The 14,235-nt window shown below is 66.8% G+C and carries 15 protein-coding genes and 1 tRNA gene; 9 read left to right on the top strand and 7 right to left on the bottom strand.

Features of this window, described 5'->3' with window-relative positions; genetic code table 11:
- Positions 1-86: 86 nt before the first annotated feature.
- The gene (gene thrC, locus EKH81_RS02800; protein WP_132057861.1) at positions 87-1,310 is read right to left on the bottom strand and encodes a threonine synthase; all 1,224 of its coding nucleotides are present in this window, start codon (positions 1,308-1,310) and stop codon (positions 87-89) included.
- Between the two features lie 303 nt (positions 1,311-1,613).
- Here thrC and EKH81_RS02795 point away from each other — a divergent pair, with 303 nt between their 5' ends.
- A complete protein-coding gene (locus EKH81_RS02795; protein WP_132057862.1) occupies positions 1,614-2,045 on the top strand; it encodes a GtrA family protein in 432 nt (143 codons plus the stop codon).
- A gap of 56 nt (positions 2,046-2,101) precedes the next feature.
- Positions 2,102-2,266 carry an HVO_A0556 family zinc finger protein gene (locus EKH81_RS02790; protein WP_162224350.1) on the top strand — a complete coding sequence of 55 codons (165 nt, stop codon included), beginning with the start codon at positions 2,102-2,104 and terminating at the stop codon, positions 2,264-2,266.
- A 24-nt stretch (positions 2,267-2,290) separates the two neighbouring features.
- Here the strand turns inward: EKH81_RS02790 and EKH81_RS02785 are convergent, their stop codons facing one another.
- Positions 2,291-3,454, bottom strand: coding sequence for a tubulin/FtsZ family protein (locus EKH81_RS02785; RefSeq protein ID WP_202935037.1), 1,164 nt, complete (start codon positions 3,452-3,454; stop codon positions 2,291-2,293).
- Positions 3,455-3,818: 364 nt separating this feature from the next.
- On the opposite strand from EKH81_RS02785, the gene trmY reads away from it, so the two are divergent.
- From trmY to EKH81_RS02760, 5 genes are all read left to right on the top strand, one after another.
- Positions 3,819-4,415: a tRNA (pseudouridine(54)-N(1))-methyltransferase TrmY gene (gene trmY, locus EKH81_RS02780; protein WP_132057863.1), complete on the top strand. Its 597-nt coding sequence runs from the start codon at positions 3,819-3,821 to the stop codon at positions 4,413-4,415.
- Positions 4,416-4,737: 322 nt separating this feature from the next.
- The gene (locus EKH81_RS02775; RefSeq protein WP_132057864.1) at positions 4,738-5,190 is read left to right on the top strand and encodes a TIGR00725 family protein; all 453 of its coding nucleotides are present in this window, start codon (positions 4,738-4,740) and stop codon (positions 5,188-5,190) included.
- A 42-nt stretch (positions 5,191-5,232) separates the two neighbouring features.
- Positions 5,233-5,305, top strand: a tRNA-Pro gene (locus EKH81_RS02770).
- 372 nt (positions 5,306-5,677) lie between these two features.
- A complete protein-coding gene (locus EKH81_RS02765; RefSeq protein ID WP_132057865.1) occupies positions 5,678-6,070 on the top strand; it encodes a cupin domain-containing protein in 393 nt (130 codons plus the stop codon).
- Positions 6,071-6,133: 63 nt separating this feature from the next.
- Positions 6,134-7,165 (top strand): LLM class flavin-dependent oxidoreductase, encoded by a 1,032-nt coding sequence (locus EKH81_RS02760; protein ID WP_132057866.1) that lies wholly within the window; start codon positions 6,134-6,136, stop codon positions 7,163-7,165.
- Between the two features lie 63 nt (positions 7,166-7,228).
- On the opposite strand, the gene EKH81_RS02755 is transcribed toward EKH81_RS02760, so the two are convergent.
- The 4 genes from EKH81_RS02755 to EKH81_RS02740 form a co-directional block, all read right to left on the bottom strand.
- The gene (locus EKH81_RS02755; RefSeq protein ID WP_132057867.1) at positions 7,229-8,446 is read right to left on the bottom strand and encodes an MFS transporter; all 1,218 of its coding nucleotides are present in this window, start codon (positions 8,444-8,446) and stop codon (positions 7,229-7,231) included.
- A 114-nt stretch (positions 8,447-8,560) separates the two neighbouring features.
- The gene (locus EKH81_RS02750; protein ID WP_132057868.1) at positions 8,561-10,024 is read right to left on the bottom strand and encodes a short-chain fatty acid transporter; all 1,464 of its coding nucleotides are present in this window, start codon (positions 10,022-10,024) and stop codon (positions 8,561-8,563) included.
- A 154-nt stretch (positions 10,025-10,178) separates the two neighbouring features.
- Entirely contained in the window at positions 10,179-10,529 is a 351-nt protein-coding gene (locus tag EKH81_RS02745) for an AzlD domain-containing protein (RefSeq protein WP_132057869.1), read from the bottom strand.
- Positions 10,522-11,208, bottom strand: coding sequence for an AzlC family ABC transporter permease (locus EKH81_RS02740; protein WP_132057870.1), 687 nt, complete (start codon positions 11,206-11,208; stop codon positions 10,522-10,524). Before EKH81_RS02740 ends, EKH81_RS02745 begins: the two co-directional genes overlap by 8 nt.
- Positions 11,209-11,347: 139 nt before the next feature.
- Here EKH81_RS02740 and EKH81_RS02735 point away from each other — a divergent pair, with 139 nt between their 5' ends.
- Both EKH81_RS02735 and EKH81_RS02730 read left to right on the top strand, forming a co-directional pair.
- A complete protein-coding gene (locus EKH81_RS02735; protein WP_132057871.1) occupies positions 11,348-12,634 on the top strand; it encodes an aryl-sulfate sulfotransferase in 1,287 nt (428 codons plus the stop codon).
- Between the two features lie 80 nt (positions 12,635-12,714).
- On the top strand, positions 12,715-13,437 hold the full coding sequence (locus EKH81_RS02730) for a profilin-fold protein (RefSeq protein WP_132057872.1): 723 nt from the start codon (positions 12,715-12,717) through the stop codon (positions 13,435-13,437).
- Between the two features lie 26 nt (positions 13,438-13,463).
- Here the strand turns inward: EKH81_RS02730 and EKH81_RS02725 are convergent, their stop codons facing one another.
- Positions 13,464-14,072 (bottom strand): hypothetical protein, encoded by a 609-nt coding sequence (locus EKH81_RS02725; protein ID WP_132057873.1) that lies wholly within the window; start codon positions 14,070-14,072, stop codon positions 13,464-13,466.
- Positions 14,073-14,235 lie beyond the last annotated feature (163 nt).

Below are 14,235 nucleotides of genomic sequence, written 5' to 3'. Positions count from 1 at the left end.
CAGCGAGAAGCGAGCGACTCCCGGTACGGATGAAATCGCACCCGCACCGCGAACGAGGAAGTCCGACCGAAAACCCCCAGTCGTCTCTACTCGCCGTAGCGTTCGACCACGTCGCCGAGGTTCGGGTCGATTCGCTCGACTTCTCCGGCCGCGCGCATCGCGCTCTCGGCGTCTTTCAGGCCGTTGCCGGTCACGACTGCCACGACCGACTCGCCCGCCTCGATGATACCTTCCTGACGGGCCGTTCGGATACCCGCGATTGGCGCGGCCCCCGCCGGTTCGGCGTAGATTCCTTCGGTGCGCCCGAGCGTGGCTTCGGCCGCCAGAATCTCGTCGTCGGTCACGACCACCGAGTCGCCGCCGCTCTCGTCGAGCGCCGTGCAGGCTTTGAGCGTGTTGCGCGGGCGGCCGACCGCGATGCTGTCGGCGAGCGTGTCGGCGACCTCCGCGATATCGTCGTGGTTTTGGAAGGTGTCGTGGATGGCCGAGGCTCCCGCCGCCTGCACGCCGAGCATCTTCGGGGTGTTCTCGACGTAGTCGAGGTCGGCGAACTCCCGGAAACCCTTCCACCCGCCCGCAATGCTACAGCCGTCGCCCATCGAGAACACCACCCAGTCGGGGCAGTCGTCGCGGGTCTGCTCTGCGAGTTCGTGGCCAACGGTTCGCTTGCCCTCGACCTGAAACGGATTGATGGCGGCGTTTCGGTTGTACCACCCGAACTCCTCGGTGACTTCGAGCGAGAGGTCGTACGCCTCGTCGTAGCTTCCTGCGACTCCCAGCACGTCCGCGCCGTAGACGAGCGGTTGAGCGAGTTTTCCCTCCGGGGCGTCGTCCGGCACGAAGATACGGCAGTCGAGGCCGCCGCGCGCGGCGTACCCGCCGAGAGAGGCGGCGGCGTTACCGGTCGAGGCGCAGGTGATGACGTCCCGACCGGCGGCCTTCGCCTTCGTGACCGCCACGCTGGTCGCGCGGTCTTTCAGCACGCCCGTGGGATTCCGGCCGTCGTCTTTGATGCGCATCTCGACGCCGAGTTCCGCGCCGAGGCGTGGTGCGTCGAGAATATCGGTGCCGCCCTCGCCGAGACTGACGATTTCGGCGTCCTCAGCGACCGGAAGGAACGCGCGGTACTTCCACTGGTCGGGGATGTCGCCGTCGAGATCGGCGTCGAATCGGTCGTCGATAACGTCGTAGTCGTACTCGACCTCCAAGATTCCCGTCACGCCCTCGTGGTTCGGGCAGGTGTAAATGACTTGCTCGGGGTCGTACGTCTCGCCACAGAGCGGACACGCGAGCGTCGTGACGTGGTCCATACGCCGAGACTCTCGCGCGCCGACGAATAAGTACGCCTTTCCGCAACCCAGGGTCTCGGGCCGCGACCCGACTTCGATTCGAGCGACCGCGTCGAGGTCGAAAACAGCGACGTTCGTCGGAGGAGGAGAGTAACGACGTTCGTCGAATCGAAAGCAACGATTTTAGTCGGAGGAGATGAAAGCACTATATATCGCTATAGACGGAACCGACGCGGACGAGTGGGAGTCGCAGTGACTCGGTTCCGTCACCGCCCCGCGGACGTCGCACGCGGCCCCGTCGAGACGCGACCGACACCAATGAGAATGGGATATCAGAACCTCTGGAATCTGGTCGAACGAAGAACCGTCGTGCGCCTCTACCGATTCGTCCTCGTCGGGTCGGGGGCCGCGCTCGTCCAGACAGCCCTGCTCTGGATGCTCGTCGAGTACGGCGGACTCAACTATCTAATCGGTGCCACGATTGCCATCGAGGTCACCATCCTCCTTCAGTACGTCGTGAACAACGCGTGGACGTTCCAGCACTCCAGCCACACCACCCGGTTCGAGTACTTCGTTGGACTGCTCCGGACCAACGTGGTTCGCGGCACCGCGATTCCCCTGCAAGTGGGCCTGCTCTACGTGTTCGTGACGTGGGGCGGCCTGATGTATCTGATAGGGAACGGGTTCGCCATCTTCATCAGCGGTCTCTACCGGTACTATCTCGACTCGCGATGGACGTGGAAGATTCAGATGTGACGGATTTCCTTACTGAATCGACAGTTTCATACTCCGTTGCGGTAGCAATCCGAACGATGCAAGAAACTTCTCGAAGCGGGACGACCGAGTCGATGCTTCGGTCGCTCGTCGGCGACGACTGCTGCTGGTGCACGGCGGGGACGCTGACCCGCGAGACGTTCAAGGGCGACGACGCAGTCGTCTGCGAGAACTGCGAGACCCCCGCAGTCCGTGTGTGGTGAGCGCCGAACGCAGGTGACTCCGACTCAGAACAGCGCCTCCAACTCTCCGGCATCGTCCTGTACCAGATTCTGCAGATTGTCGTCGCTCTCCTCGCGGATGGTCTCGATGTTGTCCTGGGTCTCGACCGCAACGCCCTGTAGCTCTTTGATGCGCGGGACTTCCGTCACACCCGACAGGAGTGTCACCGCGCCCACGTGGTCGGTGCTCCGAAGCGGGTAGTCGCCGCCCCGGACCTCCATCGAGTGCGTCTCGTCTTCGAGCCACTTCCGCCCGCGCTCGACGCCTTTGCGATTCAGGTACTTCGGCGGCCCGCTCGTGACCACGAGCGACCGCTCGGTGCTCTCGACGTCGCAGGGAAGGGTGAGGCGGCCGAGCGCCGCCTTCCGGACGAGGCTCGTGATTCGGTTCGTGGTCTGGGTCGCGTCCACCTCGTCGTCTTTGAATCGGCCGAGGAGGCCGCCGTCGGTGCCTCCGACCGTCTCGGTCGCGTAGCCGATGGTCGAGACGCCGCCGCACGCGAGCGTGTTGATGATTTCGCTCGAATCCACCACGCTCTCTGCGACCTGTTGGCCCTGCTGGACCTCTCCCGCCGCGAACAGCACGCCGAACCGCCGGACGATTTCCTCGTTGATTCGGTCGTAGCCGCCCCGGACCGACTCGCCCGTCTCGCGCCACGCGTCGTTGTCGAACACGAGGAGATTGTCCACCTCGTCCACGAACGTCTTGAACGACCGCGCGGCGTTGAGCGTGTAGATGCCGCCCTCGTCTTGGGCCGGAAGGATGCCGAGTCCGTACACCGGTTCGGTGTAGATGCGCTTGAGATGCTTGGCGAGGACGGGCGCGCCGCCCGACCCCGTCCCGCCGCCCATCCCCGCGACGATGAGGAACGCGTCGATTTCGTGGACCGGAACCTCGTCGATGGCCCCCTGTACCTCGCCGATGTCCTCCTCGGCGATTTCCGCGCCGAGTTCGTTGTCCGCGCCCACACCGTGGCCCTTCACGCGGGCCTGTCCGATGAGCACGCGGTTGCGCTCGGGAACGTTGTCGAGTCCGCCGAGGTCGGCCTTCGCGGTGTTGACCGCGATGGCCGACCGGACGACGTCGCTCCCGATTCGCCGGTCGTACTCGACGAATCTATCCACTATCTTCCCGCCAGCCTGCCCAAAGCCTATCATTGCGAGCTTCATATCTTGGTGCCTCCCTAACGCCGATAGTCCGACGGTACCCGACCGGAGGCCGGGATTAGCGCCGCGTTATCGGCTCGTACCACCAACCGTAGTCGGACACACACATTGTTATGCGGCGGCAAACGGGGTTTCAGGCGGGGCCACACGAGAACTGCGCGAGCGAGTGCGGCGGTGGGCCGCGAGTCAGGGGTCGTTTGTTTCAGGTGAGTCGGGACCCCTCCGGAGCGGTCGGTTGCGCTCACGACTCGACACGCAGTCCGGCTGTTTCTGGGCGGAAGGGACCGCGTACCCGCTACCTGAGCCGACCGTCTCACTCTCGGGAGGCTTCGACGCGCGTATTATCCTCCCGCCAGTAGACCGGCCTATGCGACAGTTCATCGTCCTCGGTCACGACGCGCCCACGACCTCCGACTTCTCGCTCGACGACCTCGCGGGGAGCGCCGGCCGCCTCGACGTGCTGTGTCGGTGCGTCAACTCCGCCTTTTTCCTCTCGCACGACATCCGCGAGGACGTGCGAGTCTTCCTCGTCCTTCGGGACGAACTCGCGATTCGGTTCGAGGGGTCCGAACTCCGGCGGCTCAACCCCGACGAGCGAAGCACTGCCGCGCTGATTCGGCAAGCCCTCGACAAAAAAGACGAGGCCATCGGCCACATGGAAGCCGAGAGCACGCCGGGCGTCCACCTCTCGAAGCGGGGGTTCGACCCGATTCTGGAGGAGGTCGCGCGCACGGGAACGATAGTACAACTCCACGAGGACGGCGACCCCGTAGTGGACGTCGAGCCGCCCGAAAACCCGGCGTTCGTCCTCTCGGACCACCACGACTTCCGGGACGAGGAGGAAGCCCTGCTGGCCGACGCCGCGGACGAGCGGGTCCGACTCGGTCCCGAACGCCTCCACGCCGACCACGCGATTACGGTGGCGCACAACTATCTCGACACCGAGGGGTTCGTCAGCTACTGATTTCGCGGACTTACGCGAACCCCGGATTTCGTGAATTTCCGCAAGCCACGGGACGCGCCGCGGTCGCGCCCGAAGGCGCGACCGCACGCGGGGAGGCACGGGGGCGCGGTGCGGTCGCTGGGCGGTCGCAGTGCTGTGCGGTTTCTCATAGGTACCGGGAGTCACGGACTCGTTGTGTGGTCTCGCAAAGTCACGGACTCGTTGTGTGGTCTCGCAAAGTCGCGGACTCACTGTTTGGTCTCGCGGAAGCGAGTCCGAAGGCCTCGGTCCTTCTCGAAGCGTAAACGACATTCTCAACACCCTTCATCGACGACTCACACCCATGCGAGTCAGCGTCATCGGCGGCGGAACCGTCACCGACGAAGAAGCCGCGGTCGCTCAAGAAGTCGGCCGACTGCTCGCCGAACGCGGCCACGAGGTCGTCTGCGGCGGTCTCGGCGGCGTGATGGAAGCCGCCTGTCGCGGCGCGAGCGAGGCGGGCGGCCGAACCATCGGCATCCTCCCCGGCGAAGACCGCCGAGTCGCGAACCCCCACGTCGATGTCGCCGTCGCGACCGGACTCGGCCACGCCCGGAACGGGCTGGTCGTGCTGAACAGCGACGCCGCAATCGCCATCGACGGCGGACCGGGCACGCTCTCGGAACTCGGCTTCGCGGGCGTGTTCGAGCGCCCGGTGGCCGGTCTCGGGACCCACGACGCGCCGGGCGTCGAAGTGGTCGAGACCCCGCGAGAGGCGGTGACGTACGTCGAATCCGCGGTCGGCGACGGCGCATAATTTCGGAACCATTAAAGGCAGTCGTCGCTACGTTCGATATGCGGGCCGGTGGGGTAGCTTGGTATCCTTCGGCCTTCGGGTGGCCGTAACCGCAGTTCGAATCTGCGCCGGCCCACTACCTTTCCCGCACTCAACGAACGCCGAGCGATAGCGAGGCGTTCCGAGAGCGGGAATCGTGACGCCAAGCAGATTCGAGCAGGGAAGTCGCACGCCCGGAAGCGCAGCGAAGTCCTCGTGAGCGAAGCGAACGAGGGCACGGAAGAGTTTGCTCTTCCGGAGCGAGCATCCCGGACCGTCTTCCCGAGTTCGACATCTGCGTCGGCCCACTACCTTTCCCGCATTTCGTTTTACACGGTCAGAAACGAATCCGACCCGCACAGAGTGACCAGCGTTCACCGTCCGCGACGCAGTCAGTCGCTGATAAATCACCACGAGATGCCTACCTAACCCTCGGACTCGTATCGCTTCTCGCCGAGAGGCGAGACCGATGAAGCAAGCGAAACAAGACATTCCAATCAGAATCGACAGCCCGAACGCCGTCGCGCGCCAACAGACGGATTTCGGCGATGCGACGAACTACGGAACGTTCGGAGCCGAATACTTCACGCTCACGGAGGGAACCGACCTCACGCCGCTGCTCGAAGGGCTGAAAGACGACCGGTGTCAGTCGCCGCACTGGGGGTACGTGGTGGACGGCGCGCTCACGGTCACGTACACCGACGGGACCGACGAAGTGGACGAGACCGGAGACCTGTTCTACTGGCCGCCCGGACACACCCTCCGAGCCGACGAAGACACGGATTTCGTGCTGTTCAGCCCGCAACACGAACACGGGGAAGTCCTCGACCGAGTTCGGCACAACATGGACAAGAGCACGTAAGGTCAGCTAACGAGCACCCGCCCGGAGCCAAACCGTTATCCCTTCCAGGCCCCGAATTCGCGTATGAAACTCTCCGCCGTAGACCTCTCGCCGGTCCCCGCCGACGGGACCGCGACCGACGCCTACGCGAACACCGTCGAAACCGCGCGGCAGGCCGAGCGACTCGGCTTCTCGCGATTCTGGGTCGCCGAACACCATAACATGGCGGACACGCTCGCGGGCGTGAGTCCAGAGGTGTTGCTCGGGCATCTCGCGGGCGAAACCGACTCGATTCGGCTCGGGTCGGGCGCGGTGTTGCTCAACCACTACAGTCCGTTCAAGGCTGCGGAGTGGTTCGGCGCGCTCGACGCGCTCGCACCCGGTCGAATCGACGCCGGACTCGGGCGAGCGAACGGGTCGCCCGCGTCCGACAGCGCGCTCGGGACCGAGCGCCACGTCGAGAATCCCGACGAGGACCACGCCGAGAAAATCGAGGCCGTGGTGAATCACCTCTACGACGACTACCCCGACGACCACGCGTACGCCGACCTCCAAATCCCTCGTTCGAGTGCAGAAACGCCCGTCCCGTGGGCGCTCGGGTCGAGTCCCTCCAGCGCGGCCATCGCGGGCGAACTCGGCCTCCCGTACTGTTTCGCGGCGTTCATCCGGCCGCAGTTCGCCGTCCACTCGTTCGAGGAGTATCGCGAGGAGTTCGAGCCGTCGCGGTTGGCTGGCAGCATCGACGAACCGCGTGGAATGGTCGCGGTGAACGCGGTCTGTGCCGACACCGACGAGGAGGCGGCGCGACTTCGCGCGGTGGTCGAGGCGTCGTACAAGCGGATGCGCCGCGGCGAGGTCGGGCCTCGGCCGTCCGTCGAGGAGGCCATCGACGAACTCGGCGGCGTTCCGGAGCCGACGCCCGCCACGCTCGACGCCGACGAGTGGCCGCGTTCGATTTCGGGGAGTCCGGAGACGCTCGCCGGACTCCTCGAACAGCTCGCCGACCGCGTGGGCGTCGAGGAAGTGATGATTCAGCACGTCGTCGGCGACCACGACGACGCGCTGCGGTCCCACGAACTGCTGGCGGAAGGCGTCGGAATTTCGCCTCGCGAATAGTGTAGATGGGATAACGTAGATGGGAAACCGTCTCGCGCACGCGAGACGGTTTCCCGAGTGTACTCACGCGAGACGCCCGGCCGCGGCGACCGCACCCGCACCGACGAGAGCCGCCGCGCCGGTCGCCAGAAACGCCGGGTCGTAGGTTCCGAGCGCGTCGTAGGTCGCACCCGCGGCCGAGGGCGCGATGAGGCCCGAAATCGCGAACGCCATCGACAGCAGGCCGAACACCGCGTTGATGTTCGCCCGACCGAACAGGTCCGCGACGAGCGGCGAGAGCAGTGCCCCGTTGCCGCCGTACGCGAGTCCGTAGACCACCGCAAAGGCGTAGATTCCAGCGGCCGTGTCGGCCGCGACCAGCCAGAGCGTCGAGACGCCCATCGCGGCCGAACACGCGACGAAGACCCGGAGCCGTCCGCTCACGTCGCCGAGGTGCCCGATTCCGACGCGACCGACCGCGCTGGTCGCGCCGACGAGCGCCAGCGCGGTCGCACCGACGGCCCGCGAGAGACCTCCATCGACCGTGTGGAGCACGAGGTGGGCGAGGACGACGTAGAGCGTCGCGTAGACGAGCGTCCAGCCGACGAGCAACAGGCCGAACGACGGTCTGGTCGCGATGTCCTTCGCGTCGGCGTACTGGTCGGCCAGCGTCTGGCTGTTGGCCGTCGGCGTCGCGCCGACGAACTCGCCGTCCGGCGGCTCGACGGCAGTGGTCGTCGGGTCGTCGCGGACGAGCGCGGCGGCGACCAGCAGGACCGCGGCCGCGCCGACCGCGAGCGCGCCGAGCGCGTCCCGCCAACCGAGTCGGGCAACGAGCCACGTCGCCGACGGCACGACGACGAGCATCCCGACGCCGAGACCCGCCGAGGCGAGGCCGCCAGCGAGACCGAGTCGTCGGTCGAACCACCGCGTCACGGTGGCGTACGAGACGACGTAGACGACGCTGAGTCCGAGACCGGTCACGACGCCGTAGGTGAGAATCAGGCTCGGTAGGTCGGTGGCACGACTCGCGCTCGCGAGTCCGGCGGTCGTGAGCAGGGTTCCGACGACGAGCATCCGGCGCGTGCCGTAGCGGTCCACGAGCACGCCGACGCCGCTGGCGCCCACGTAAATCGAGAGCGTCTGGACGCCGAACGCCAACGAGGTCGCGCCGCGAGAGCGCCCGAACGCGTCGAGAATCCGGTCGAGGAAGACGCTAAAGGAGTAGCTCACGCCGAATACCACGAACGAGCCGAGAAAGCACGCGCCGACGATGACCCAGCCGTAGTAGGGGCGACGCATCGAGCGGACCGTCTCGCGCGGGAGAGAAAGTCGCTTCGGGTTCGAACCGCGCGATTCTCGCTTCGAATCGAAACGAGGCGGTTCTCGATTCGGGCTGAAGCGGGGCGATTCGGGTCAGTACGGCAGCGCGTAGAGGACGACCGCGAGGAACGGCACCAGCGCCAGCATCATGGCGATGGCGTAGCCGAACATCTCGCGCGCCTTGACGCCGGTGATGGCGAGCAGCGGCAGCGCCCAGAAGGGGTTCAGCAGATTCGTGTGGGCGTCGCCGACCGCGTAGGCGATGGTCGCCTGTCCCGCGGGCACGCCGAGGCTTTCCGCCGCCTGGAGCACCGACGGGCCGAGGACGAGCCACTCGCCGCCGCCGGAGGGGACGAACAGGTTCGCGACCGACCCGGCGAGCCACGCGACGACCGGGTAGGTCTCGGCCGTCGAGACGCTGAGCAGGGCCTCCGCGAGCATCGTGGCGAGTCCGGAGCTAGCCATGATGCCCTGAATCCCGGCGAAGAACGGGAACAGCAGGATGATTCCGGCGGCGGCCGTCGCGCCTTCGCCGAACCGCTCGCGGTAGTACGCGGGTCGCAGGTAGATGAGCAGACCCGCCATCAGGAAGCCGAAGTTGACCGTGTCGAGCGTGAACGCGCCCAGCCCCTGCTGGACGAACTGGTAGGCGACGACGGCCACGCCCGTCAGGGCGATGAGACCGCCGAGGAGTCTGCTGTTGTCGAGTCGCTCGGCCGGAACCGTCGCCGCGTTCGACGCCGACTGTGCATCCGCCGTCGCGTCGTCCGTCGCATCGTCGTCCACCGGCTCGGTCTCCGCCGAACCCCCGTCGGGGGTCGCGTCGAACAGTTCCTCCTCGGAGACGTACTCGGTGATTCCCTTCGCTCGGCCACCCGATGGCGCGAGGGCGTACAGCACGAGGGCCGCGAAGGCGATGGAGAGGACCGTCAGCATGATTGCGTACGGGTGGAAGATGGTCTCGGAGGCCGGGACGGTGGACGCGAGGAAGTCGAATCCGGTTCCCTCGCCGATGTTTTTCGGGTCGGTCAGCTGGAGCGGGGCCGACCCCGAGAGTCCCCAGTGCCACGTCAGCCCGAGACCCATGTACCCCGCGACCGCCAGCAGCGGGTAGTGGACGTCGATGCCCTTCTCGTGGGCCACCTTGCCCATCTCGCGGGCGAAGATGGCTCCCAAAATCAGGCTGAAGCCCCAGTGAACCCACGCCAGCGTCATCGAGACGACGCCGACGAAGGCGGCGGCCTGCGCGCCGGAGTTCGGTATCTCGGCGAGTCGCTTCAGGAGCGAATTGACTCGCGGATGGTAGGCGATGACGAACCCCGTCATCAGAATCAACACCATCTGCATCGAGAAGCCGAGGAACGCCCAGAACCCGTCGTACCAGAATTCGAGGAGTTCGACCGGTCCGGAGTCGGTCGCCGCCAATCCCGCGACGTACACGACGTACGTCAGCAGTATCGCGAACAGAAACGGACTGGGCATCCACCGCTCGACGACTGTCGAGAGCCTGTAGCCGATTCGCTCGACCGGACTCCCGCCACTGCCACTTGTTGACATGCGAGAGGGACCTTCCGCTCGCGACGTATAAGCCATTCGGATACCGTTCGCGCGAGCCAAACCGAGCGACGGGAGACGGCAGGCCCGTCGTCGTTCCGGTAACTCCCGGTTCGTTGTCGTTTCTCTGAGCGCGTAGCCCGGTCGCGAGACCGGGCTACGCGCCGACCGGGAGCCACTCTATAATCCAGAGCGCGACCATGCCGACTCCGATAGTCGCGAGCATATTCTCGGTGCGCCACGCCACGACGGCCGCGAGACCGCCCGCGAGCAGGCGGGGGTTCGTCGCGCCGAGCGCGAACGCGCCGTCGAGGTAGACGAGGTCCGGCACCACGAGCGCGGTCAGGACGGCGGCCGGGACGAACTGGAGCGCGCGCTCGACGCCCGGCGGTACGGTGTCGATTCGGCCGAACAGCGCGATGAACGACAGCCGAAGCCCGAACGTCCCGACGCTCGCGGCGACGATGACGAACCAGATGGTACTGTCCGCGAACGGCGCGCTACTCATCGGCCACCCCGTCGGCGAGAACCCCCGCGGCGATTCCTCCGGCGGCCGCCACCAGAATCCCGGCGTTGAACGGCAGGCCGAATCCGGCCACGGCGAGGACGCCGGACGCCGCGCTCGCGACGTAGGAGGCGGCGTCGTCGAGCGCGGAGAACAGCAGAGCCATGAACAGGAGCGGAATCGCGAAGTCGAGTTGCCAGTGGTCGGGCACGCCCGAGCCGAACGAGATTCCGACGGCGCTAGCCCCGACCCAGACGACCCAGAGCGGGAGCGCGGTGCCGAGGTAGTACCACCGATTGGCGTCGGGGCGGTCGGCGTCGAAGCGCGCGATGGAGAGCGCGTAGGTCACGTCGAGCAGGAAGAAGGCGGTCACGGCTTTCCAGCGCGCCGAGAGGCTCTCGAAGTGCGTCGCTATCGACGCGCTGTACATCACGTATCGCAGATTTACGACGAGCGCGGTCAGGACGACGACCGCAATCGGCGCGCGGTCGCCGACGAGTTCGACCGCCGCGACCTGTGCGGCCCCCGCGAACAGGAGGCCCGCGAACGCGAGCGCCTGCCCGGCGTCAATGCCGACGCCGACCGTCGCCACGCCGGCGATGATGCCGAACGGCACGTTCGCGGGGAGCGCGGGCAGCACGTCTCGCACGCCGGACAGGAACTCGGAGCGGGCCTCGGACATACACAGTCCAACTCGGAGCCACTGGTATCAAGCAGACGGTTCCGGCAGCGAGCGGTTCGAGAGCTGAACGGTTCGAGAAGGTCAGGAGAGTGGAAGGATTTCGAAGCCTTTTCCCGCGGTCCGTCACCACCGATTCGTGATGGATAGCCAGATGCGCGGCACGGTTCTCGCGGTTTTGGGGGTCGTCCTCCTCGCTTCGACGCTCACGGTCAGCGCGGTCGTCACGCCCGACCGGAGCGTCGATACGACCGACGACGAACAGCGCCAGACGCTCGTCGGCGTGCAGGGCGGGGGTCCGGGGTGGCACGACCACGGGAGCGTCAGCCTGTTCGAGGGCACCGACAGCGTCTGGCGTTCGGGCGACACCGACAGCTACTTCGACGTGACGATGCTCGACAACGGGAGCGTGATGGCCGGATTCATGCAGGGCGGCTACGACGACTGCGGCCCCTACGAGTCGCCGTGTACCCGGACCGGCTTCCGCATCATCGACCCCGACCCAGAACCGGAGACCGTCTTCGAGTACTCCTACCCGGTCAGAACGCCCACGAACAGCGAGGTCCACGACGTCGAGCGCGTCGGCGACGGCGAGTTTCTCGTCACCGACATGGAGCACGAGCGACTCGTCATCGTGAAGAACGGCGAGGAGGTGTGGGAGTGGAACGCCGAGTCGTTCTACGACGCGCCCGACGACCCCACGAAGACCGACTGGCTCCACATCAACGACGTGGACGTAATCAGCGAGAACCGGTACCTCGTATCGCTCCGCAACGCGAACCAGGTCCTCGTCGTCGAGCGCGGCGAGGGCGTCGTCGAGGTCATCAACGAGGACGACGGCGGCGACGACTCCTCGTGTACCCGAGACAACCAACTCAGCGACACCGACGGCGACGGCGACGTTCGCTGTGGCGACCCCGACGTGATGGACCACCAGCACAATCCCCAGTGGCTCGGCGAGGGGGCGGTCCTCGTCGCCGACAGCGACAACAACCGCGTGGTCGAACTCCACCGGAACGACGACGACGAGTGGGAGGTCGCGTGGGAACTCGATTCGGCCGGTGGGATTCCGTTCGACTGGCCGCGTGACGCCGACCGCCTCGAAAACGGCAACACCCTCGTCACTGACACGCTCAACAAGCGCGTCCTCGAAGTGGACGAGAACGGGACGGTCGTCCACAGTATCACCACCGACCACATCCCCTACGAGGCCGAGCGCCTCCCCGAGGGCGAGCGGCCGACCGGCGAGCGCTACGGCACCATCAACACCCAGTCGGCCGACCGCCTGCCGGTCCTCGACCCGGCCGTGAGCCTCCTCCGCGGGGCCATTCCGGGTCTCCCCTACTGGTACGCGGGTCTCCAACTCGGTCTCACGCTGGTCTCTCTCGGTCTGGTCGGGACCGGCGGCTACCTCCGCTGGCGGGCGTAGACCACCCAATCGGCGGCCGCGGCGGTGGCGGTCGAATCCGGTTCACATCGCTTATGCCCCCCGCGTTCCTCGATTCCACAATGACAGACCCCACGGAGCAGGCGGTCGATTCGACCGCCGAACTCGCCGCCGAGCGCGACGAGGTGGTCGCGGCGGTCACCGAACACGCCGGGACCATCGCGCGCGAACTCGCAGTGTTACAGGGCGGCGACTACGGCCAGCGGAGTTTCGACACCGACGCCGGGGAGTGGACGCTCAAGTACGAGGCGGGCGCGCTCCAGTACCTCCGGTTCGACGGCGGGCCGGGCGGCGAGACCTACGTCGTCTCGACCAAACAGCCTCCCGAACCCGAGGCGCTCGCGACCGCGATGGCCGACTACGACGCGTTCGTGGAGTCGTACAATCGGTACGTCGATTCGCTCGACGGCGTGCTCGACGACGTGGACGCCGACTTTCCGGAAGTCGCCTCGACCGAGTCGGTGGTCGCCCAACGCGACCGAATCTTGAATCGAATCCGGGACGCCGCCGACCGGATGGCGCTCGAATGCTCGCGGTACGAACCCGACGAGTACGGCACCTTCTCGGCGCGCGTCTCGGGCACCCGGTGGGAACTCAAGTGGGACCGCGACGGCGCGTCGTATCTCCGGGTCGGCGGCGAGGGCGGCGTCTACCTCCTCTCGCAGTACGAACACCCGTCCGCGAAGGACGTTCGGCGTCTCGCGGACGATTTCTCGGGGTTCGTGGAGGCGTACAACGACCACGTCGAGGAGTTGGACGCCGACCTCGCGGACGTCTCGCTCTGAGTCGGTTTGTCTCGCTCTGAACGAATTCAATTATTCTCGGGGCGCGCTCGCTCGACCGCGCCGGACGACCGGACCGCCACCGCGGCGACGAACACCGCCGCGAGCGCGAGTCCCGCGGCCGACTCGGCCCACGTGTGCGCACCGGCGAGCGGCCGGGCCGCCACCATCCCGACCGGCACGGCGACGACCGGCGCGAACCGCCGGTCGGCCAGCGCGAGGTAGCCCGCCGGAACCGCGGTGTACGCGACGTGACTCGACACGTCCCAGAACGGCGTCACCGCGATGTGAACCGCCGTCACCGCGAACAGCGCCGCCGCGAACGTCGGGACGTGGCGGCCCCACCTGCGACTCCACCACACCCCGCCGATGAGGAGGATGCCGACACCCACGCCGAGACTCCCGGTGAAGTCCGACCCCCACGCCGGAATCGGGTCGAACAGCAGGCCGGTCGATTCGTAGATGGCGAACGCGACCGCCCACCCCGCGAGGACGGTGAAAAGTCGCGCGCCGAGTCGGGTCGCCCCGGATTCAGACCCCGCGCGCCACTCGTAGCCGAGGAGCGCGAGCGTGCAGGCGAGGATGAAGAGTTCCGGCGCGAACACGTCGGAGTACAGCGTTCCGAAGTCTGTCAGCATACTGATAGCGATTTTCGGGGCGGATATTCACGATTACGGTTCGCCCCCGAGAGTCGCTCTCGGGGGCGAACCGTCGCTCGGAGTATCCGCGTGAATCGTCGCGGGGGGGGGGCGGGGGCCCCCCGCGGCCCCCCGCCGGGGCACGGGGGGGGGGGGGGGGAAA

The organism is Halorussus amylolyticus, assembly GCF_004143485.2.
Classification (GTDB): domain Archaea; phylum Halobacteriota; class Halobacteria; order Halobacteriales; family Haladaptataceae; genus Halorussus; species Halorussus amylolyticus.
The sequence above is the reverse complement of the archived record's forward strand: the minus strand, read 5'-3'. Positions and strand labels throughout refer to the sequence as shown.

Coding starts and splice junctions, on each gene's coding strand:
- thrC (WP_132057861.1), bottom strand. CDS start 1,310: ATGGACCACGTCACGACGCTCGCGTGTCCGCTCTGTGGCGAGACGTAC.
- EKH81_RS02795 (WP_132057862.1), top strand. CDS start 1,614: ATGGGATATCAGAACCTCTGGAATCTGGTCGAACGAAGAACCGTCGTG.
- EKH81_RS02790 (WP_162224350.1), top strand. CDS start 2,102: ATGCAAGAAACTTCTCGAAGCGGGACGACCGAGTCGATGCTTCGGTCG.
- EKH81_RS02785 (WP_202935037.1), bottom strand. CDS start 3,454: ATGAAGCTCGCAATGATAGGCTTTGGGCAGGCTGGCGGGAAGATAGTG.
- trmY (WP_132057863.1), top strand. CDS start 3,819: ATGCGACAGTTCATCGTCCTCGGTCACGACGCGCCCACGACCTCCGAC.
- EKH81_RS02775 (WP_132057864.1), top strand. CDS start 4,738: ATGCGAGTCAGCGTCATCGGCGGCGGAACCGTCACCGACGAAGAAGCC.
- EKH81_RS02765 (WP_132057865.1), top strand. CDS start 5,678: ATGAAGCAAGCGAAACAAGACATTCCAATCAGAATCGACAGCCCGAAC.
- EKH81_RS02760 (WP_132057866.1), top strand. CDS start 6,134: ATGAAACTCTCCGCCGTAGACCTCTCGCCGGTCCCCGCCGACGGGACC.
- EKH81_RS02755 (WP_132057867.1), bottom strand. CDS start 8,446: ATGCGTCGCCCCTACTACGGCTGGGTCATCGTCGGCGCGTGCTTTCTC.
- EKH81_RS02750 (WP_132057868.1), bottom strand. CDS start 10,024: ATGTCAACAAGTGGCAGTGGCGGGAGTCCGGTCGAGCGAATCGGCTAC.
- EKH81_RS02745 (WP_132057869.1), bottom strand. CDS start 10,529: ATGAGTAGCGCGCCGTTCGCGGACAGTACCATCTGGTTCGTCATCGTC.
- EKH81_RS02740 (WP_132057870.1), bottom strand. CDS start 11,208: ATGTCCGAGGCCCGCTCCGAGTTCCTGTCCGGCGTGCGAGACGTGCTG.
- EKH81_RS02735 (WP_132057871.1), top strand. CDS start 11,348: ATGGATAGCCAGATGCGCGGCACGGTTCTCGCGGTTTTGGGGGTCGTC.
- EKH81_RS02730 (WP_132057872.1), top strand. CDS start 12,715: ATGACAGACCCCACGGAGCAGGCGGTCGATTCGACCGCCGAACTCGCC.
- EKH81_RS02725 (WP_132057873.1), bottom strand. CDS start 14,072: ATGCTGACAGACTTCGGAACGCTGTACTCCGACGTGTTCGCGCCGGAA.